15 protein-coding genes are annotated in these 21,229 nt (G+C 50.9%); 6 read left to right on the top strand and 9 right to left on the bottom strand.

Annotated elements, in window-relative coordinates:
• The first annotated feature begins 2 nt into the window (after positions 1-2).
• Entirely contained in the window at positions 3-896 is an 894-nt protein-coding gene (locus R70723_RS03095; protein ID WP_039869709.1) for an ATP-binding cassette domain-containing protein, read from the top strand.
• The gene (locus R70723_RS03090; protein ID WP_039869707.1) at positions 893-1,669 is read left to right on the top strand and encodes an ABC transporter permease; all 777 of its coding nucleotides are present in this window, start codon (positions 893-895) and stop codon (positions 1,667-1,669) included. The genes R70723_RS03095 and R70723_RS03090 overlap by 4 nt, the downstream gene beginning before the upstream one ends.
• 34 nt (positions 1,670-1,703) lie before the next feature.
• Here R70723_RS03090 and R70723_RS03085 read toward each other — a convergent pair whose 3' ends face one another.
• Complete coding sequence (locus tag R70723_RS03085; protein ID WP_039869704.1) at positions 1,704-2,303, bottom strand: response regulator transcription factor; 600 nt, start codon at positions 2,301-2,303, stop codon at positions 1,704-1,706.
• The gene (locus R70723_RS33205) at positions 2,284-3,342 is read right to left on the bottom strand and encodes a sensor histidine kinase (RefSeq protein WP_144027145.1); all 1,059 of its coding nucleotides are present in this window, start codon (positions 3,340-3,342) and stop codon (positions 2,284-2,286) included. Before R70723_RS33205 ends, R70723_RS03085 begins: the two co-directional genes overlap by 20 nt.
• An 893-nt stretch (positions 3,343-4,235) precedes the next feature.
• Here R70723_RS33205 and R70723_RS03075 point away from each other — a divergent pair.
• Positions 4,236-6,101, top strand: a complete 1,866-nt coding sequence (locus R70723_RS03075; protein WP_039869699.1) for a leucine-rich repeat domain-containing protein — start codon at positions 4,236-4,238, stop codon at positions 6,099-6,101.
• Positions 6,102-6,231: 130 nt separating this feature from the next.
• Here R70723_RS03075 and R70723_RS31845 read toward each other — a convergent pair whose 3' ends face one another.
• A complete protein-coding gene (locus tag R70723_RS31845) occupies positions 6,232-10,227 on the bottom strand; it encodes an S-layer homology domain-containing protein (protein ID WP_052421169.1) in 3,996 nt (1,331 codons plus the stop codon).
• A 564-nt stretch (positions 10,228-10,791) separates the two neighbouring features.
• Here R70723_RS31845 and R70723_RS03065 point away from each other — a divergent pair.
• Positions 10,792-12,630 carry an HSP90 family protein gene (locus R70723_RS03065; protein ID WP_039869696.1) on the top strand — a complete coding sequence of 613 codons (1,839 nt, stop codon included), beginning with the start codon at positions 10,792-10,794 and terminating at the stop codon, positions 12,628-12,630.
• Positions 12,631-13,689 (top strand): hypothetical protein, encoded by a 1,059-nt coding sequence (locus R70723_RS03060; protein WP_039869694.1) that lies wholly within the window; start codon positions 12,631-12,633, stop codon positions 13,687-13,689. It abuts the gene before it with no gap.
• Positions 13,690-13,898: 209 nt separating this feature from the next.
• Here R70723_RS03060 and R70723_RS03055 read toward each other — a convergent pair whose 3' ends face one another.
• From R70723_RS03055 to R70723_RS03035, 5 genes are all read right to left on the bottom strand, one after another.
• Complete coding sequence (locus R70723_RS03055; RefSeq protein ID WP_039869692.1) at positions 13,899-14,642, bottom strand: SDR family NAD(P)-dependent oxidoreductase; 744 nt, start codon at positions 14,640-14,642, stop codon at positions 13,899-13,901.
• Between the two features lie 437 nt (positions 14,643-15,079).
• Positions 15,080-16,684, bottom strand: a complete 1,605-nt coding sequence (rlmD, locus tag R70723_RS03050; RefSeq protein ID WP_039869690.1) for a 23S rRNA (uracil(1939)-C(5))-methyltransferase RlmD — start codon at positions 16,682-16,684, stop codon at positions 15,080-15,082.
• A gap of 116 nt (positions 16,685-16,800) precedes the next feature.
• Positions 16,801-17,694, bottom strand: coding sequence for a diacylglycerol kinase (locus tag R70723_RS03045; RefSeq protein ID WP_039869687.1), 894 nt, complete (start codon positions 17,692-17,694; stop codon positions 16,801-16,803).
• Positions 17,695-17,878: 184 nt separating this feature from the next.
• A complete protein-coding gene (locus R70723_RS03040; protein ID WP_039869681.1) occupies positions 17,879-18,643 on the bottom strand; it encodes a sirohydrochlorin chelatase in 765 nt (254 codons plus the stop codon).
• 4 nt (positions 18,644-18,647) lie between these two features.
• Positions 18,648-18,938 carry a YerC/YecD family TrpR-related protein gene (locus R70723_RS03035; RefSeq protein ID WP_039869680.1) on the bottom strand — a complete coding sequence of 97 codons (291 nt, stop codon included), beginning with the start codon at positions 18,936-18,938 and terminating at the stop codon, positions 18,648-18,650.
• Between the two features lie 440 nt (positions 18,939-19,378).
• Here R70723_RS03035 and R70723_RS31400 point away from each other — a divergent pair, with 440 nt between their 5' ends.
• Positions 19,379-19,927, top strand: a complete 549-nt coding sequence (locus tag R70723_RS31400) for a hypothetical protein (RefSeq protein WP_047171009.1) — start codon at positions 19,379-19,381, stop codon at positions 19,925-19,927.
• Positions 19,928-19,955: 28 nt separating this feature from the next.
• Here the strand turns inward: R70723_RS31400 and corA are convergent, their stop codons facing one another.
• A complete protein-coding gene (gene corA / locus R70723_RS03025; RefSeq protein WP_039869679.1) occupies positions 19,956-20,915 on the bottom strand; it encodes a magnesium/cobalt transporter CorA in 960 nt (319 codons plus the stop codon).
• Positions 20,916-21,229 lie beyond the last annotated feature (314 nt).

The following is a 21,229-nucleotide window of genomic DNA, read 5'->3' as shown; positions in this document are numbered from 1 at the left end:
CTATGATATTAAATGTACAGGACGTATCCATACGTTACCATAAAGCCAATAAAAATGCGGTGACCAAAGCCTCCTTTTCTATCGAAGATAACAGCATCGTATCGATTGTGGGGCATAACGGGGCAGGAAAAAGCACCTTGATTCAAGCCATCATGCAAAACTTAAACTATGAAGGCGCCATTACATATGGTTTTAATAAAAAGGAGCTCTATAAATACATCAGGGTGCAGACTCAGACGTCCACGTTCGAAAAAAACGCCAAAGTAAAGGATATTGTACAGCTCTATATTGAACTGCTGGATAGCCGGGAGACGGTGGATGAGCTGCTGCAAAGTGTGCAAATGCTGCCCTTTAAGAATTCCTATCTGGAGAAGCTGTCCGGCGGCGAAAAGCAAAAAATCGCGGTGCTGCTGGCGACCATCGGCAATCCTAAGCTGATTATTCTGGATGAGCTTACGACAGGGCTGGATGTTATGTCCCGCAGAATGATCTGGGATCTTCTGAACAAAATCCGTAAGGAGAAGGGCGTTAGTATGCTGCTGACCAGCCACTTTTTAGACGAGGTGGAGTACTTGTCCGACTATGTGATTGTCCTTGAACAGGGTATGGTTAAGCTGCAGGGGACTGTTCCTGATCTGATCAATGCTGCCTTTGCGGGGCATAAAATAGCGACCTGTCTTGTGGATTCCAGCTTTAGCTTCTCCTCCCTAAAATATGCGTATAAGCAGCAAAGCAATAAAGTAATGATCGAATACAAGGAAGAGAACGAAAAGGATGTATTCGATAACCTGAAAATTTGCGGGGGATACGATATCCAGCTGCAGAAACGGACGTTTGAGGATGCTTTTCTAACAATGATTGGCTATGAGCTGGATGAGAAGGGAGAAACTAAATGAAACCCGTAATAAGCTTAACCAAATATAATTTCAAGCTGTTATTCAGAGATAAATCGTCTGTCCTTATGGCCTTCTTGATGCCGATCGGCTTTTATATTTTATTCGGATATATGCTGCAAAATGTGGAGTTCAGCGGCTCGTCCTTATCTGACCTGCTCATCCCGCTGTACATCATCATTATTATTGGCAATGCGGTGATCAGCGTGTTCGGAACGTTTTATGTACAGGCGAGGGAAAGCGGCAACCTGCAAAAATTCAAGTTCATGGGTGTCAGCGAGCTCTGCTTCTCCTTCACTTTATTCGTGGCGACCTTTGCCTTTCAGCTTATCGTCATTGTCGCTTTCATTGTATTTACTTATTTCTATAAGGGAACCGTATTCCCCATGCAAAATATCATCCCGGTACTTGTTACCCTTGCCGTCATTGAGATTTTCCATTTTGCAGTTACGTTCCTGTTAACCTCAATTCTGAGAAAGGCTTCTATCTATAATCCGATCTCCTTAGCCTTTTATATGTTCCAGATGTTCCTTGGCGGCTTAACGTTTCCGATTGAAATGTTCCCGCAGTTTCTGCAAAAGCTGGTGTATTATATTAATCCGGTCATCTACGGACGAAATGCTTTGCTGGCGGCTTGGACTGGCAACTCTGCATTCGGCAGTGTGGTTAAAGATAATGTGATCCTGCTCGCCATCTCTGCCGGACTTGTGATCGCAGCAATCTGTGTTCAGCGCTTAGTTTTCTCGCAAAAGACATCCGCAGCACTGGTACAATAAATAAAGGCATCCAAAGCGGATGCCTTTTTCCTTTTCACCGATTGTTCGACAGCTTAATAACGCCCAGCTCGATCCCTTTTACAATGGCAGCAACGGTGGAGTTCACCATCAGCTTATCGTTAATCGACATTAGATGATTGTTGACTGTGCGTCTGCTGATAAACAGCTTATCGGCAATCACCTGCTGCGTATCCCCGTTGCTTGCACACTGCAAAATTTCCTTCTCACGCGGGGTCAGCTCCTCGATCACAGCATCCTCATTTTCCATAAAGATGGTGCCGCCCTGCTGGAGCTGCCTGATGCTGTCGATCAGATGCTCGACGGACATATTTTTATCTAAAAAGCCCTTAGCCCCCATGCGCTTCGCTTCCAGATTGTATTCATGCAGGTTGTATCCGGATAAGAAAGCGACCTTCTGCTCAGGAAAATGGTACAGCACCTCCCGGCACACATCGAGTCCGCTATACGCGCCCATATGAATATCCAGCAGAATCAAATCGGGCTTTTCCTGCTGTACAATTTCCGTTATGTTATCCGGTGTCTGGAAGCACAGAAATTCACCGATATGGTTCGCCATGACAATTTCCAGGCTTTTTGCAAACAGCTTATGATCATCAAATAAGAGTACCTTCATATGTTCTCCTTGGAAGTCGTAGTATGAACAATTTATAATCCTCATGCTGAGCCCATTCAAAAGCGCCGCCAAGCGAACCCGCCTGCTGCCTCAAGCTGGAAAGCCCCAAATGCTTAATCTTTCCCTCCATGTCCTCCTGCACGAGTGGTTTGCCATCCTCTTTCACTTCCATAATCCAGTGGTCCGCGGTATACAAATGAATCCAGATATGATCTGCCTCCGCATATTTACAGGTGTTCGCCAGGAGCTCCTGCAGCGTACGGTACAATAAATACGCAGACTGCTCATCCATCCGCTCGAGAATTTCATACTGAATATGGGGAGCCGGAATGCTGCCATACCGCTTCCGCAGCTCATCAAGCAGGATATGAATGTTCCGTTCAAAAGACAGGTCAGCAAGGGTAGACGGATAAATCTCATGCATTTGCGAGCGTATCGACGTATTCAGGTCGCCCAAGGTTTCTACCGCCAGCTCCTTCAGCGCAGACTGCTCCGTTGGTAAAGTGGCTACGATATTTTTGGTCGCAATGATATTTTGCAGAATGTTATCGTGCAGATAATACGTCACCTCTTTGCGGAACCTCAGCTCCTCACTGAAATTCCCGCCCTGGTCAGCATCCGGCAGCTTCATCCTGCCCATCTCTTCCCATTGGCTAAGCTTGTCCTGCATATAACGGGTTAAGGCGTATGCCATATAATATTGCCCGGGCGTAAAAGACTGGTGTGTATGGGTTTCGTGAATCATCAGCATGACTTCTCCTGCATAAAGCGACTTGCCTGACTTAAACTCCGGTTCAAGAAAGACCCCACTGGTATACACAGCCTTGTGTTTATATAGGATTCTAATACCGTCATTAGGAAACATAGGGGCCAGCTTGGAATCAAAACCGGACCAGGACAACCCTTTTTCCTGCTGGCTTAGTGCATCCTCCCATTGCTTCACGAACCAGTCACCCAGCCCGTCCTGGAGTAGTGCATACTTGGCCTGGATTACCCGCTGTATATGGAAGCATGCTGCAAATGCGATCACTAATAACATCAGGCTGCCTGCTAAATAAACAGCGAATGGGCTGCTGTCACCTGCATAAACCCGCTTATAGCTGGCTATGGAGTAGCCAAACAGCATACCTGTCATACATAGGAAAATAATAGCTTCTGAGTAGAGCAAGCGGAATAACACCTGTTGTATTGACGCTGACATCACATACATAACAAAGATCAGAAAGCTCACCGGCAATGTGAAAATGGTGTTTTCCTGATAAGGGAACAGCACCGGTGACACACAAGCAGCAATCGCTAAGCTATGTAATAACCCTAATATAATCACATTCCATTTTTGCAACGTATTCATCTCTGCATGCAGCACCATCACAATGGCGTATAGGGTACAGACCGTAAATAATAGGACCGGATTTAGAGCAAATGCCGCTAGCAGATTGGCTAACAGGGTAATATAATATATCATTTTAATCCAAGGCTGAATGGACCTTCGCCTCATATAATAAATTGAAGCTGCGATAAAGATAAGCGCTGAGCCGTAAAATAAATAAGAGTGGCTGTCATACAATAAAAACATCCATAAAAAAAGATGCACGGGAATGTAATATTCCGGCTTCGCTTGATTGGCAAAAAACAAATAGCTGCACAGCAGCATATTGCCGATCACAAATATAAACAGGTAATGCGCCGGAGGAACGATCACCTCATTCTGAAATAAGCAAATCAAAGCTAATACAACGGAGTATATAAAAAATAGCATTTTGGTGCTGGTATGGATGCGGGTTCCGGTTAGTTTAGGTTGCATTGGAGGGCTCCTGATCTTCTGGCTTTGCTGTCGAATCCATTATAGCTCTTTGAATAACGAAGTTGAACCCAATATAATAAGTGTAACTATGCTCTTATGCCCCATACATAATGAAGGAGGAGGCACCCATGGCGTTCATTCCGTTAAACTGTCCCAACTGCAGCGGAAGAATCGAATACAAGGAAGGTACAATCCTCAAGTGTCCCTATTGTCAGACAGAGCTTTTGTTAAAGCAAAATAACGTCTACTATGTGGATCAGACTATTAACCATTATCACGGGATACCTCCTAAGCCCGCAAAGAGAACGTCCGTCTCCCTAAGGCTGGTGCTGCTGCTGCTTCTGGTCCTATCCGGCGCCGTCAGTACTTACTTCTACTACAGTCTCAGCTCTCCTCAGCAAAAAATAGAGGCCAGTCTGCCTGTGCGGACAATGCCCGAAAGTGAGGTCCTGCTCTCCTTTTTGCGGGAAATCTTCGATAAAGGGTCTGCCCTGCCGACAGAGGAGGAATTGGCCCGACTGCGCTATTTAACCGTAGAGCGCTCGGACGATGACCAGTGGCAATTTACTTACAGCCTCTCCGATCCCTTCAGCGATGAGCAGGCCGGGAAGATCACTTATATTACCCGGGACAAGAGATTGAATGCAGAGCAGATTGATCAGCGGGATTTTGAAGCCTTTAAAGGTCTAACGGCGCTCAACCTGACCGGAACCTACGAAATCTCCCAGACGGATAAAACCAGTTTTGCCCATATGGCAGGCTTAAAAAGCTATGGCGGGGCCTTTAACGAATCCTTCAGCAGATTTTCCGGCTATTTTGGCGATAAGTCGAAAATCACAGAGCTTACTACCCAGCTTCGCAGCAATCAGGAAGTAGCCCTGCTGCTTGAATTCCCCAATCTCAGCTCTCTGTCCATTACCTATATGGATGAGTCCGTAACGGATTATCATCTGCTGAATAAGCTGCCGCTCAAATCTCTTTCACTAACCTTTGTCGATGAACTGGGGTGGCTGTCGTCCATGACCGGGCTAACCTCACTGGCCATCCATTACAGTGAAGCCACAGACCTGCAGCCGCTGTATGCGCTAACCCGGCTTCAGGAGCTTCAGCTTTCTTATTTAAGCAATGTAAAGTCCATCGACTTTGTGCAAAATATGCCTGCCTTGCAGACACTAGATCTCGAAAGCTTGAGTTTTTCCAGCCTGGAGCGTCTGGCCGGCAAGGCCTCCATTACTGCACTCCGCCTGGCTTCCCTAGGCCAGCTTAGCTCCGTAGAGCCCGTGAACAGCCTGCCCTCTCTGCGGGAATTAACGTTGTCCGGTTACTACGAGAAGGCAGAGACGCTGGCATTGCCGGGCGTACAGCGGGTGGAAATCCCCGGCTCCCTCCTTCCCGGACTGGAGGCGCCTGCCGTAACTGCCCTGACGCTGCGGGGCGGGAGCTCGGAGTTGAATATAACCGGGCTGGGGAAATTCCCGGAGCTGACGCAGCTTGACCTCTGGGAGATCGACGAAATGGCCCATCTTGACGCCTTGGACGACTTGCCCCGCCTGCAGACACTAAGTCTCTACGACTCCTCACTGTATAAGGAGAGCGATGCCCTATTTCGTCTGAAACAGGTGAAAACGCTGGTCTGCTCGGAATGCCGGCTGAATTTCACACAACAGGCAGCTGAGCCGAACAGCGTGCTTGAGCACTTGACCATAGATCAGCCCTATTTCAGCGTAAACAATACCTCTGTCAGTGACATTGACCAGGTGCTGCCTTATTTCGCAAAGTTGTCCGCGCTGCGTTCCTTCACCCTGCAGGACAGCAATTTGGCTTCTCTGGAATTCATGGGCAACTGGCAGGCGATTGAAGAGCTTCATCTGGAGAACAATGCCATCTCCAATATAGAAGTCCTGAGCCGGCTGCCGAATCTGCGCAAGGTATTTCTGGCCGGCAACTCCGTACAGAACAAATCCGTGCTTAGTGCGGGTGTCCACGTATATTAATTTCCCTGTGTCTCCTAAACGTCAAATAGACCGCACACCCGGCAAGGGTATGCGGTCTATTATTATATTGTACTTCCAGCTAGACCAGCGCTGGTAAAACAGCTGATTCCATCATCCTTATGCGGATTTCTTACTTATTGTACAGTCTGTAGAGGAACACCGCAGCTTCTGCTCTGGTTGTGTTTCCAGCCGGATTGATTTTGCTGCCGCTGCCTTCGATCAGCCCCTCCTTCACCATCGCAGCTACACTGTTGACCGCATAGGAAGCAACCCGCGATTTGTCGGTGAATCTCTCCAGATCTGCAGCCTCGCCCTGGGTGTTCAGCTTATTCTCAAGCTTCAAGGCCCTTTCGGTCAACACCATCATGTCCTGTCTTGTAATCTTAAGGGCGCTGCCGAATCTGTCATTGTCCAGGCCATTCGTAATGCCAAGAGCTTTGGCAATCGCAATTTCATTATAGTAATAAGCACTCTCCTGTACATCGCTAAAATTCCCGTTTACTTGTGCAGTCAAACCAAGCGTCCTGACAAGGGAGTAAAGGAAATCTGCCCTTGTGATATCGGATGACGGATTGAATATATGACCCTCTGTCTTGAGAATATCCTTTGCCGCAAGTACTTCGACCGCATTCTTGGCCCATACTGCCGTTCCGAGATCAGTAAATGTCTTGTATACGTAAGCTACTGCGTAGCTGCTGAAATGGGTTGTCATGAAGGTTACCATACCCGTCTTGGAAGCATAACGTCCGCTCGGTACGGCTAGAACCTCTCCGCCTCCGTCAATATACCAGACAGCAAGCATTTCGGGATTCTTCAATTCCTCCGCAGTCGGCTTGTAAGGCACGGACACGGTTACAGGTGCACTGGGATTGCTCCAGGCTAATTCTTTTCCGTCCGCCTTAAGGCTTAACTGTATGATTGGTCTATCGCCGAGAGCCGCCTTCACTTCCGCCGGGAGCTTGGACTTGTCGCCTTTTCCAATCTCCAGCGCTACTTCCTTGCTGCTGCTTTCGGTTATGCCTGTCAGCATGTTGCCGGACAGTACTACCTTGCCCAGCTCTGTGGAAATCGTGAGTTTGCTATCCTTTGCTCCGCCTGTCAGTGCTGCAGCCGGCAAGCCTACCGAGTATGCATTCACTCCTTGCGCCACAGGTATGTCCAGGGTAAGATTTTTATCCATCCATTCCTTTACTTTCGCCAGATCCGGTGCCGGAACAAATGCCGTTCCATTCTTCACAGTCGTCTGAACAGCTGATGCTGCAGGCGCAGGGTTCGCAGATACTGCGGGTGCTGCAGGTCCAGGCGTTACAGGTGCTGGCGTTGCGGGTGCTGGTGTTGCGGGTGTAGGCGTTGCAGGTGTAGGCGTTGCCTCTGTTCTGCCGTTTGTTACTTTTATGGTGTACGTCTTTAACGTACCGTCTGCAGCTGTTACTTCTACCTTTATATCCGCTCTTGTACCAGGTGTCAGCGTTATGGCTCCGGATGCTGTACCGCTGGCAACAACTGTGCCGTTCACTTTAATGGATGACCTGCTGTCTGCCGCTGCCGCTGTAACGGTAATGCTGCTGGCATCCTGCAGGGAAACCTCGTATTCTGTAGCCGCTGCGTTGAAAGCCGGCCGGAGTGAGCCCGCGCTCAGTTCCAAGCCGCTGAGGTCCGCATTCACACTATTGGGTATATAGACTCCAAGATCACCAAGGTCAATGGCATTGCTCCGGATTGTCTCGTATTCGCCTGCAAAATAACCATCCAGATACGAATGTCCAAGAATGAATCTGTCCGGATTCATAGCGCCATAGTAGCCGGCATTTGCATTACTCTGACCGTCGAACAGGACGTAGCTTCCCTGCCATCCGGAACCCGATACGCCCCAGCTGATGATGTGATCGATATACGGGGCGAACTTGGTAAAGGTTTTGTAGAGCAGCGCGTACTCGTAACCAAGGGCGTCCGACTGTCTCACATTTAGCACTGCGGGAGCAGTCGCGCCTCCTCCCGGGGCATCCGTCGGCACTTTAAGGTCAAGCTCTGAATAGGTAATACCGGACAGCAGGCCCCGGTCAACGAGCGAGGCATAGAGGGCCATTGCATATTGGTTATCGCTGGCAAGCGTCTTGCCAACGGCATCGTGTCCCTGGATACCGATGTCTTCGATAAGAGGTCTTCCGTCATACAGCGGATCGGAGAGCCAGGCGGTATTTAATTCGAGAACCATGTTATATACCGTCCTGGCCTTGCTGCGGGTCGCAAGTCCGTAATCGTTGTAGGTCAGCTTCGGAGGATTGTCAACGATGTAAGCGTCAATACTGCCGTCTTTGTCGTGTCCATCGAGCTTCATGTACTCCGGAAGGTCAGCGTAATTAGCTTTGTAAGCCGCAGCCATCTTGGCGTTGGGGGCTGCGATGTGCGCGTTTTTGAAGAGCAGGTAAATATAATGTCCAGTGATGTCGCCGCCAATCTGATCATCCGAAATGGCAGCTAGCCAGTTAGTGTGTTTAAGGCTCGTTCTCCAGTTGTCCGCATTCGTGGAGATGAGCTCGCTGTGGCGGCTTTCGTGAACCTCTTCGTTGAGCACATCCCATGAATGGAAGGGGATTACTCCACGGGATTCGCTTGAGCCGTACTTCGTATCTGTAGTCAGGAAGTGCCGCATCACATACATGGTGTGATTAAACTGCACTCTTCTTGCCATCTCTTTGTCTACCTTAACCGTAGTGGTAACGCCGTTGCCAAGCCCGTAGAAATCGGCCGAGCCATTGTACCCGGAGGAAAGGTTCGCAGGAATAATCTGTGTCATCCACCCAGGGGCCTGGTTGTACCATGCCAATACATGGCCGTGAGACTTGTACTGTCCGGGAGCTCCGGAATCCCTGATCGCCTGGTAAGAGCTGGTCGGGAAGCTGTATTCAGCTAAGCCAGGGGTTGTAGTTGCGCCGTTCAGGGCTGCTCCGGTAACGCTTTTCAGCCACTCGGGGCCACGGGGATGCGTTCCATCAGCCTTTAAATTGTTGCCGTCGACAAAAATTTCATAGTGATTGGCTCTGGTTCCGGTTACGGCGCCGGTTCCGATTGCGCCGACCATGAACAGGCCATTCTCCTTATTGTAAACACTCTTTAGAGGCGCAACTTCACTCTGGTTTTCCTTGTTGACTACGCTCGGAAGCGCAATGCCGTTAGGATCAGGTGCGGTAATCTGGATATTGGCGACAAGCAGCATACCGGTTTCTGCAGAACGGGCATTCTCGCCATGGAGCTCAAGAATAAAGCTTGAGGAATTGCCCGTCGAGGCGGTAATGCTGTGATGAGCCTTCAACCAGGATTCACCGTTGAAGCTGCCAACCCAGTCAGGATTCAGGTTGTTGTACTGGTACTCCCTGAGGTAGGAATCAAGGTTAGTGTTAGTATTTCTGATTCTCCACCTCATGTATTTGCCCTGTGCACTCTTTGGATAGTAGACATCGAATTCAATCGTTGAACCCTCTGGGACATTTACGGCCGGAGACAACGGGGATTCAATACTTATGCCGCCGAACGTGCTTTTCCCGTTATGGGCATAATTAATCTGGAGCACTTCAGCTTTGCCTTGAGAATCCGCAAAAGGATACGGAATCATTGCGAATGTGCCACCGGCAAAGTCAGCGGGGACGCGATTGTCGAGCGGAGCTCTTGCCGTCCAGTTATTGGTGGGTGCAGTAACTTTTACAGGAACCTTCCCAGGACCCGGATCAAGACGGAAATAGGGATCGGAACCGTCTGATTTAATATTCTCAGTAAAGTTGACTATTGCTTCTTTAAGAATGGCTATAGCTTCGGCGTCGGGAGTATCCGCATGGCGTGCGAATTCAAGAGCAGTATTAAGCGCTTTGAGTTCACTCTCATGCACCCATGGAAGAGCCTGGTTCACATCGGAGCCATAGACGGCACCATAGACAGACTGACTGACCTGGAGCGGGAATTCCCGATTGCCGGTTTTTAGAGCTTCGGCTTGAGCAATGAGATCATTCAGCTCAACAGCCCGTTCATCTCCGGCCGCAGCAGCGGGGACGGGAGTATACGTGAATACGGAGAACAACATGATGACGATGAGGAGGCGGGAGATGCTGATTACACATTTTCTACTGTTCATCTTCGTCTGACTCCTTTTCTTAAGGAAATTTCTTAAGGATTCGAATTTACTCCTTTGGCTACGTCAAGTCTGGCTGGACGATTAATACACCTCCTTTTGAATACAAATGCCGACAAAATTTGAAAACGCATTCACAAAAGCGGACGGATAGACGGCCTCGATTATCTGCAGCCCTTAAACGCTAATTACTTGCTGTAACAGCTTTCATAATATCAACAGGAAGAGAAAGTCTAAATATGGGTAATGCACGAATCATTTTAATATAATACGAAATTAGTTCACTTCTCATCAGATCCTCACAAAAGAGCATCTGATAAACAGCCCTTGCCTAAAAAGGAAGCTCTGGTGGACAATAACAGCAAAAAATTATGCAGCATTGCAGAGCGGTAATTAAACCGATGTATAAATATGGTAGTTTTTCGGAAGTATCTGATTCTTAAAAAGCAGCTTAGGGGTAATATATAGAGCGGCATCCGTCTACATAACAGCTGTGTTGGCATAAAGGACAGTATAGCTGTCCTCCTGCGGATGAGAAGCAAATGATTACAGAACAGGAGAACAAGGATGGAGAATCAAACCCAGGATACATATCGCTTTCAGGTCAACTTAAGTGGCATGATCAACATTTTGTCTAACCATTTGTATAGCAGCCCGAAGGTATTCTTGAGGGAGCTGCTGCAAAATGGCGTAGACGCGATTACTGCACGGCAGGCTTATTCCCAGGGTGGATACGAGGGCAGGATTCATATTGAGGTAAACCGGGATTCAACCGGGGCGACCTTATTAGTAGAAGATAACGGGATCGGGTTAAACGAGCCGGACATTCATGAGTTCCTGGCAATGATCGGACAATCCTCCAAGCGGGACGAGGATTTTCTTCAGACCAATAGCTCTTTTATCGGACGGTTTGGCATCGGGCTTTTGTCTTGCTTTATGGTGAGTGACGATATCGTCATGGTTACCCAATCCGCCAAGGGCGGACCTGCACTGGAATGGCGCGGAAAGCCGGACGGAACCTATACGATCCGCAAGCTCGAAGGGATACACGCTCCGGGAACCAAGGTTTTTTTGCGTTGTAAAGAAGGCTCCGAGCCGTACTTCAAGCTAGAGCATCTGCAAGAATGGCTGTTCCATTATGGAGCTCTGCTGCCCTATCCCATCGAGTTGATGTCCAATCAGGCCACTCACTTAATTAATCCGCCATCCCCGCCATGGGTCAAAGATCCGCAGCTGGCCCGGAAGCATCGCAGCGAGGTGCTGGCCTTTGGCAAGCAGGTGCTTGGGGAGACGTTCCGCGATTTCATTCCCCTGCACACCTCCTCGGGCCGGACGGGAGGCATCGCCTTCATCCTGCCGCAGGCGGTGAACCTGGGCGCCAAACGCAATCACCGGGTGTACCTGAAGCACATGCTGGTCTCCGAGGCCGCCGGCAATATCCTGCCGGACTGGGCGTTCTTCGTTAAATGCATGATCTGGACCGATGAGCTGCAGCCGACCGCTTCCCGGGAGCATTTCTATGAGAACGTCCAGCTGGAGCAGGTGCGGGAAGAGCTGGGGAACACTATTCGTCAGGAATTGATGCGAATGGCAGAATATGATCCCGATCGCCTGCAATCTATCATTTCCCTGCATGCCTTATCCATGAAGGCTCTCGCGGTGGAAGATTCGTCCTTCTACTCGATTATTCACGAGTGGCTCCCGTTTGAGAGCACGTTTGGCACGAAGCCGCTTGGCAAGCTGAAGCAGCAGTCTCCCCTTTATTTTACTGCTACTCTGGATGAGTACCGTCAGATTACCCATGTAGCTTCGGCCCAATCCATGCTGGTGGTGAATGGCGGATATATTTATGATGCCGAGCTGCTGTCCCTACTGCCTCTAATTGATCCGGACGTGCAGAGTGAACGCTTGCTGCCGGAGGAAGTCTCATTATCCTTTACCGATATTACACCTCAAGAGCGGCTTGATTACTATGAATCCGTAAGACTGGCGGATAGTGTGCTGCAGAAATTCCGCTGCCAGGTGCAGCTTCGCCGCTTCAAGCCGGAGGAGATTCCTGTGCTCTATACGCTGTCGCAGGAGTCCGCTCAGTGGCGTGTTATGGAGGCGGCCAAAGAAGTGAGCACCGACGCTCTGTCCTCCGTTCTGGGCAGTCTGGGCGCTACACTCAAAGATGCAGCATACGCAACGCTTTATTTTAACCTGAACAATCCCGTCATTGAGCGGGCCTTTCATCCGGCACACAAGGCCATGCTGCCTTCCATTATCGAGATGCTGTACTGTAATGCGCTGATGATGGGACATTATCCGATGAGCCGCGAGGAGACAACGCTTCTGAACAAAGGCATTATTCAATTTATTGATTGGGGTATGACGGCCAGTCACTCAACAGGAGGAGACAAATAGATGAACCTTACCGGGATGAGTTTCGAAGAGCTGATGGACGAAGCCTATGACATGCCAGGCGGAAAAGCTAAGCTGGAGCTGCTGGAGCAGGCGGTACGGGTGGCAGATGCTGCAGGAGATATCGATCAGGGCTTTGAGGCCCGCAGCGAAATCGTAGAGACAGGCAGCTTCCACGGATATCCAATGAAGGCACTGGTCGCCTTTTCCTGGCAATTAGGGCAATATGACAAAAATCCGGACCGGTTTGACAGCTTCACCCTGCTGTGGTCCTACAAGTGGGTTCTGGACCGCATCACCTCCTTTGCAGATATAAGCCGTGTCCAGATTGAGAATTTGCTGGAGGACATGAAGATACGCTTTGCGGCCGAAGGCTATAGCAGCCGTTCCTATCACTACTACCGGGCGCATATCTTCGCGGAGCTTGGGGAGCTGGACCATTCTCAGTCAGAATGGGACATCCTGCAGGCCATGGACCGGGATGAGATGAGCGATTGTCCGGCCTGTGAGCAGAACCGTCTTGTCGAGTTTCTGGCGAAGCGGGGAGACGACGAAGGGACCGTGAAGACAGCAGAGCCGATTCTCAAAGGTAAAATGAGCTGCGGCGAGGTGCCCCATGTGACCATCTCGAAGGTGCTGTTCCCCCTGCTGCGGCTGGGCCGTCAGCAGGAAGCAGATAAGCTTCAGAAGAGGGGCTTCAAGCTGGTAAAGGGAAACCGCGACTTTCTATATCATCAGGGAGAGCACATCGGATACCTGACCTTGACCGATCCAATCAAGGCGCTGGAGGTCTTTGAAGAGTATATCGCCTCCTCCCTCGATCATGAGAACCCGGTCGACCGGATGATATTCAACGCCTATTCGGCCAAGCTGTTCCGCCAGCTGGCGGAAGAACCCATCCAGTTCCAGGTCAAGCTTCCTGCAGGGCACCCGTGTGAGCACCAGTCCGGGGAGGTAACGTTGCTTGCGAAGCACTTCCAGCAAGCCGCTCTCGCCACAGCGGAAAAACTGGATAAGCGGAACGGAAATGATTACTATACCGCGCTTCTGCAGCGATTGTAGAGTGTGTTCGTGTTCTAGTTTCACATTTCTGATACACCGGGTGGAACAACACCGTACTAAATGGCTCCTATGTTACAGCCAAGGGCTAAGGCAATCCCCGCTCCTTAGAGTTAATATGAAATGTGACCTTATAGAACTGGACAAAAAAACTCCGTGGCGCAAGCCGCGGAGTTTCTAAGTGAGGAGCCTCTTATCTTATTTTATATAAATCACTTGGCAAGATATCCGCCATCAACTGAAATCGTTGTTCCGGTAACAAAATCATTTTCGGCCAAAAATACGACAGCGTGAGCAATTTCTTCCGGGTTACCCAAACGGCCTAATGGATGCTTGGCCACTAATCCGTCATAGAAATCGCCCAGTGCCTCTTTATTAACAAGGCCACTTTCGATAAAACCCGGAGCAACTGCGTTAACACGAATATTGCGGTCTGCATATTCCAACGCAAGTGATTTTGTAATTTGGTTTATAGCACCTTTACTTGCTGCATACGGCATAGAAGTCGGTTCACCAACTGAACCTAAGATTGAAGAAGTACTGATAATGGACCCTCCGCCAGTTTTCAGCATTTCACGGATGGCATATTTCGCACCATAGAAGACACCATCCTGGTTAATTGCTATTACGCGTTTGTACTCTTCATCAGTTAGTTCGTGTGATGGCTTTTGAACGCCTATACCTGCATTATTAAACATGATATCCAATTTACCGAACCGTTTAACCGTTTCAGATACCAGATTCTCAACTTGTTTTTCATCAGCTACATTTACTTTAACAAAAAGGACATCGGAATATGTTTGTTTCAAATCTTGCTCAGCGGCTTTGCCATGCTCTTCATTGTAATCGGCAATGACCACTTTAGCTCCTTTAGCTAAAAAAGCTTTAACTGTAGCCAAACCAATACCGGAAGCTCCGCCTGTAACTATTGCAACTTTGTCTGTAAGGTTAGTCATGATGAATTCCTCCAATAGTAACTAATCATTATATTGTCGGTACAAATGAAATTTAATATACCCTCGAGGATAGCTATTGTCATAGTGCCGAATTGTCGAATACCTGACACAAATAATTCTAAACCTTATAGCTTATTATTGTCAAGTTAATATATAAAAGTTAGTTTATGAGGATAAGTTTAAAAACTCGGAATCAGATGCGATTCCCGGCAATGAACATTTAGGGTCATACATTGCAAAAAAAGCTGATAATGATGCAGCTAACAAGGCGATTGATCTACTATTCTTGCCAAGTACACGGAAACTAAAGCATAAAAAAAGACGACGTATTATAAGCCCTGACGTCGTCCTTTAAATAAATAGTACCAGATATTAGCACACAACAAATAATCACCATGCCGCTATACATTACAGATATAGGGATATATTTCCCTGTTTTAACTCTTCACCAGCACAGCCACGCTCTCCACATGCACCGTATGCGGGAACATATCCACCGGCGTAACCTCCACCGTCTTATACCCGCCATCCTCCAGCACCCTTAAATCCCTTGCCAGTGTCGATGGATTACACGACACATACACTACCCGCTCCGGCTTCATCGCCAGGATCGTATCCAGCAGACGCGGGTCGCAGCCCTTGCGCGGCGGATCGACGACGATCACGTCGGGCGTAACGCCCTGCTCTTTCCAGTTCGGGATAACGTCCTCGGACGCCCCTACCTCGAACACTACATTATTCATATTATTAAGCTTCGCGTTTCCGCGCGCATCCTCAATCGCTTCAGGCACAATCTCTACGCCATAAACCTTAGCTGCATGCTGGGCCAGGAACAGGGAGATCGTCCCGATGCCGCAGTAGGCATCGATGACGGTTTCGTTGCCGGTCAGTCCCGCGTATTCTACGGTTTTGCCGTACAGCACCTCAGTCTGTGCCGGGTTCACCTGATAGAAGGAACGCGCCGAGATGGCGAACTGTACGTCCCCGATGTAATCGTAGATTACGTCTCGGCCCCACAGGACGCGGGTTTCGTTGCCGAAAATCACGTTCGTACGCTGAGGGTTTACGTTCTGGCAGATGCTGACTACATCCGGGAGCTGTTCGCGGATGCTGCCGAGCCAGGCATCCAGGTGCGGGATATCGCGGCCGCTCGTAACAAGGACGAGCATCATCTCACCGGTGCGGAAAGCCTTCTTCACGACGACGTGGCGGAGCAGGCCCCGGCCTGTTTCTTCATTATATGCAGTAATCCCGAGCTCTCTGCCGATGCTCTTCACCGCAGCTACGACGTCGTCGTTATGCTCATGCTGGATCAGACACGTCTCCATATCGACGATCCGGTGGCTGCCGCGGGCATAGAAGCCGCCGACCAGCCCGCCTTCAGTGACGCCGATCGGCACCTGGGCCTTGTTGCGGTAGCGCCAAGGCTCGTCCATACCCAGCGTCGGGCGGACGATGATGCCGTCAGCCCACGCCTCCCCGGCACCAGTACTCGCTTCACCCGCAGGCTTCGCCGCTTCTGCAGCTCCTTCCGCGTCCCCGCTTCCGGCACCGGCACCCGCGCCCTCAGCCAGCCCAGCCGCCTCTGCAGTTCCCTCCGCGCCGCCGCTTCCGGCTATAGCGCCTCTGTCCGGCGCTCCGGCCACCTGCAGCTTACCGATCCGCTGCAGGTTGTCCACCACCAGCTGGCGCTTCCAGGCTAGCTGGGCGGTGTAGTCCATGTGCTGCAGCTGACAGCCGCCGCACTGGTCGTAGATGTCGCAGGGCGGCGCGATGCGGTCACGGCTGGACTGCACCAGCTTCAGCAGCTTGGCATAGCCGTACTGCTTCTTGGTCTTAAGCACCTTGGCCTGGACCTTCTCACCGGGCAGGGCGCCCTGCACAAAGAGGGTAAAGCCATCCACCCGGCCTACCCCCTCACCTTCATGGGTCATGCCGATAATATCGAGCATCACCTCGTCATTCTTGTTCACTGGCAGATCGGCGGCTGGCGCTGCTGCTTCCCGGCTGCCCCCACGGCGTCCGCTGCGGTGTTTACTCATATTGTATACTCACTTCTTTCATGTTCTTCTCATGCCAAAAGCTCCAGCTGACCCGGCGGGCCACCGCACGAATCAAGTGGAGCTTTATCTTGTCTTACTTTTTGCTGATCTCCCGCTTAGTGATTCTGCGCAAAAATCCGCAGATGCTGCGGCAGGATCTCGAACCTGCCCGGCAGGGTACCGCCTAGCTCACCGTCCAGGTTAAGCTGGACGTAGCCCGGAGAGGTAACCTCCATTGCGTCGGTACGGAAGTACACGACTTTCTTGTCCTGCAAATGCTCGCCGCGGATGGCCAGGGTGACCAGACGGATGAACTCGGCAAGGTTACATTTCTTGACTGCAATGACGTCGAACAGGCCGTCGTCGATCCGGGCATCCGGAGCAAGCTTCTCAAAGCCGCCGACGGAGTTGGTGTTGGCGATCAGGAACAGCATGAACTCGTCATGAATCAGCTCCTGGCCGTTCGCGCGGATGTAGAGCTCCTGCGGCGACAGGCTGGCCATTTTCTCGATACCCTTCAGGTAGTAAGCAAGCTGGCCCATCATGGTCTTCAGTCTGCTTGGAACCTCGTATGTCAGCTCGGTCAGGCGTCCGCCGCCGGCTATATTAATGAAATAACGGTCGTTGGCTTTACCGAGGTCAATCAGGCGCGACTCCTGGCGCAGAATCAGATCGCAGGAATCCTCCCAGTTCTTCGGAATGCCCATCGCCCGGGCAAAATCATTGGTCGTACCAAGCGGCAGTACACCCAGCGGGGGCCGGTTAGGCTTCTCCGCCATCCCGTTGATGACCTCATTCAGAGTACCGTCACCGCCGGCCGCTATGATCAGATCAAAAGTGCCGCGTTCAACAGCCTCAGCCGCCGCTGCCGTTGCATCGCCTTCCCCGGTTGTGGCATGGCAGGAGGCTTCAATGCCGCCAATATCCAGCCGCTCCAAAATGTCGGCGAGTCGTCTTTTCATTTCTTCCCGTCCAGAAGTGGGATTATAAATCAATCTCGCAGTTTTCATTACCGGAACGCCACCTGTGTATTTAAAATAGATAACCTTACTGATTATACCCAATTCCGCACCCTACAAGCAATGTTGGAGGCTAATCGGCAAATCTTTTTTGCTATATCATACAAATTGCATCAGCAGGCTATCTAAATATATCTATGCAGCAGAACCCGTTTTAGACTATAAAAGCTCATTACTATCCGCGCACCCGCTGCAGCATCACACGCACCTGCTCTTCAATCCAGTGCGGCAGCAGCGGATGCGGCAGCAGTGTGCGGCCGGTGTAGCCGTAATCCAGCCCCTGGAGCTGCCCCGGAAGTACAACCTTGGTGAAATATCCCTCACTCAAAAAGAGCGGGGCCACCAGCACACCGTAGCCCAGCCCTATCCAATATTCCGCCCGCTCCCGCACCGTCCCGACGCTCAGCAGGCCGTAATCCGCCGCTGCTATACCGCTGACGGCGCGCACCCGCTCCGCCAGGGAGGAGATGCCCGCTTCCCAGCGCTGGCGGAAGCCGTCGTGCTTGCTGCCGTGGCCGACGAGCAGGATGACCTCGCGCTCCGGGCGGACAGACAGCTCCCGCAGCTTGTCCCAGAGCATGACCGCAATGTCCGGGTCGTCGTCGACCGGATAGCCGAAATGGACGTTCGCCCAGACGGTGAACGGCTCAAGATCGGTCTCGCGCTCCGGCGCAGGCTTCGAGCCCAGTGCATATGCTATTTCATCAATATGCGTACTGCCCGATGAAACAAACAAGGGGACCACAATAATGTCTGTGACCCCTGCATGTTCAAGCTCATTTATTCCGTCCTGAATCAGGCGGCCTTCTACCAGCTCGAGAAAGGACACTGCCACCGGCAGCGCCTCCTCCAAGGATAACTGGTTCACTGCTTCATCGACAATCTTCACCCAGGTCTTGTCCCGGGAGCCGTGACTGATGATTAGGACGCCCGGTTTCATATGATTAGCGTCCCAGGCGTTCCAGAGTCATTTTGTAGCCGTCATTACCATAGTTCAGGCAGCGCTTCACCCGGGAGATGGTAGCCGTGCTCGCTCCGGTCTCAGCTTCGATTTGATTGTATGTAGAGCCCTTGCCCAGCATGCGCGCAACCTCAAGACGCTGTGACAGCGACTGAATCTCATTTACGGTGCACAGATCATCGAAGAAGACATAGCATTCTTCCATATTTTTAAGTGTTAAAATGGCTTCGAATAATTGGTCAATACTTTTATCGTTTAGCTTCTTAAGCTGCATCGTAGAATCATCCCCTAAAAAGTTTGGTCAGCATCATCTTCACGGATTAAGCATCATCCAAAACTGGCTTTAAAGCATTAAAGCTGTAAAATCAACAAGACTATCTTGCCTCTACTATATTGCACTGGGGCAGTTTTTTCAAGCATTAACGATTTCACGCTGTAAAGAACGAAAATGATGGACATTTGTCCACCCCAGGCGTACACCAAATGTCGGGTTTGGATTCTACTCTATATGTATCTGATAGGATTTACCGCCTTAACTATAGTACTACATAACCTCTGAAAATCAAGCATGGACACGGTTTCTTCACTTCCGCCGCCCCCTTGTGGGCATCCGCCCTTTTCCGCTCTTATCCCGGTAACCCGGGCGTTTGTCTATACCTTATGTTCGCCCATGACATACAGTATAGCAAACCAACAACAAAGGAATGTGATGTTATGCCTCATCATTACTATAATCATTCCCGCCGGGAGGGGCGCTCGCTGGCCGGTTCATACGCTCCTTCAGCCTATCCCGGCATCGGTCCCTACGTCCAGCCGCCGCCTCCAATTGAAGCCGGCCTGCTGCCGGCATTCGGAGCCGAGGCCGCCGATACAGCGCTTGCCATACCGGTAGCCGCAGCTGAAGCAGCTCCCAAAGCCGGCGGACTGCTTGGTAATCTCGGCAATCTCGGGAACCTGGCTAATCTGGAGCAGATTAAGGGCATCGTGGACCGGATGGGCGGGATCGACGGGATTGTCAGCTCCATGGGCAAGGTGCAGAAGGTCGTTGAGGGCTTTCAGCAGATGGCGCCGATGGTGAAGCTCGTTATGGGCACCTTCGGCAAAAAGAAGGGCTCCGGCTCGTTCGCCGCGGAGGAGGACGCCGCCATGTATCAGCCGAAACGCAAAAAAAGACGCCCGTCCAAGCAGCGCCGCAAATCCCCGGCCAAACCCAAAAACCGCCGGAAGTCCTCGCCTTCCTCCAATAAACGCCGCCGCTCATAGCGGTGGCGTTTGGCTTTTGTCATATAGGTTACTTAAACCAGCCGCTCCGCCGGAACCAGAGGATCATGCCACCTCCAAGCATCAGCATAATCAGCAGAATGACCGGGTAGCCGAAGCTCCAGCCCAGCTCAGGCATTACGTTAAAATTCATCCCGTAGATGCCGGCGATCAGCGTCAGCGGCATGAATACGGTCGTGATGACCGTCAGCGTCTTCATAATGGAGTTCATCCGGTTCGAATTGAGCGAAATATAGCTGTCACGCAGATCGGCGGTCATCTCACGGTCCACCTCGATCATGTCGGTCAGCTTCAGCAGATGGTCATGGATATCGCCGAAATAGACCCGCTCCTCCCCGTTGCTCTGGACATGCTGCGAGTTGACGATCCGGTACATCAGGTCGCGCATCGGCACAATCGTCCGCCGCAGCTTCAGCAGCCGTCCGCGCACCCGGAAGACCTGGCTCATCAGCTCCTCTACGGATTCTTTTTCACCCATGCCCTCAAGATCCGCCAGCTCATCCTCCAGGTTGTACAGGCTTGGAAAATACCGGTCAACCAGCTTGTCCATCACCGTATACGCCGCAGCAACCGGGCCGCCCGACCAGCCTTTGCGGCTGTGAATTTCCGCCTGCACCAGCGCCCAGGCCTCGTCCATTTCCGGCTTCTGCTGGTGGTGATAGGAGACCAGGAAGCTCGGACTCAGGAACAGGTCCACCTCTTCCGCCTCCAGCGTCTGCTCTTTAAGCGCATGCAGCACAAAAAACTGCACATCCTCATAATAATCCAGCTTGGGCCGCTGCAAGGTATGCATACAGTCCTCAATCGCCAGGGGATGGAAGTGAAAATAGCTGTCCAGCAGCCGTGTCTCCTCCGCCGTCGGCGCGTTGAAATCAGCCCAGATCCAGGCATAATCCGAAATAGCCATGCTCTGGAGCGGCAGGCCGGTCAGCACCTCCCCCTCATGGGTTACCGCCAGTGTACGTATCATGAATGAGACCTCCGTTTACTCCTGCTTCCCTAGCTGCAGCGCTCTATTCCTACTATTGTACAGCATGGAGCGGCCTTCGCCCAAATTGCACACCGCTAAGGACTTCTCTGCGTAAAAAAATAACCCCCTGCCCGCGTTAAGCGGTTTATGGCGGTTATTTTATGACATCCTACGCTAGTGTTGTAACCGGCTGTGAGCAGCTGGCTGCGCACCTTGTACCTTACGCAGCCTAATTCCATTAGCCGGCCGGCATTTAGTTCGATTTTCGCTACTTAATTTGCATATCCCAGGGCGTTTACCATGATTAGTTGGAA

This window comes from Paenibacillus sp. FSL R7-0273 (assembly GCF_000758625.1).
Taxonomy (GTDB): Bacteria; Bacillota; Bacilli; order Paenibacillales; family Paenibacillaceae; genus Paenibacillus_AQ.
Note: the sequence above shows the minus strand (reverse complement) of the source record. Positions and strands in the feature narration are given on the sequence as shown.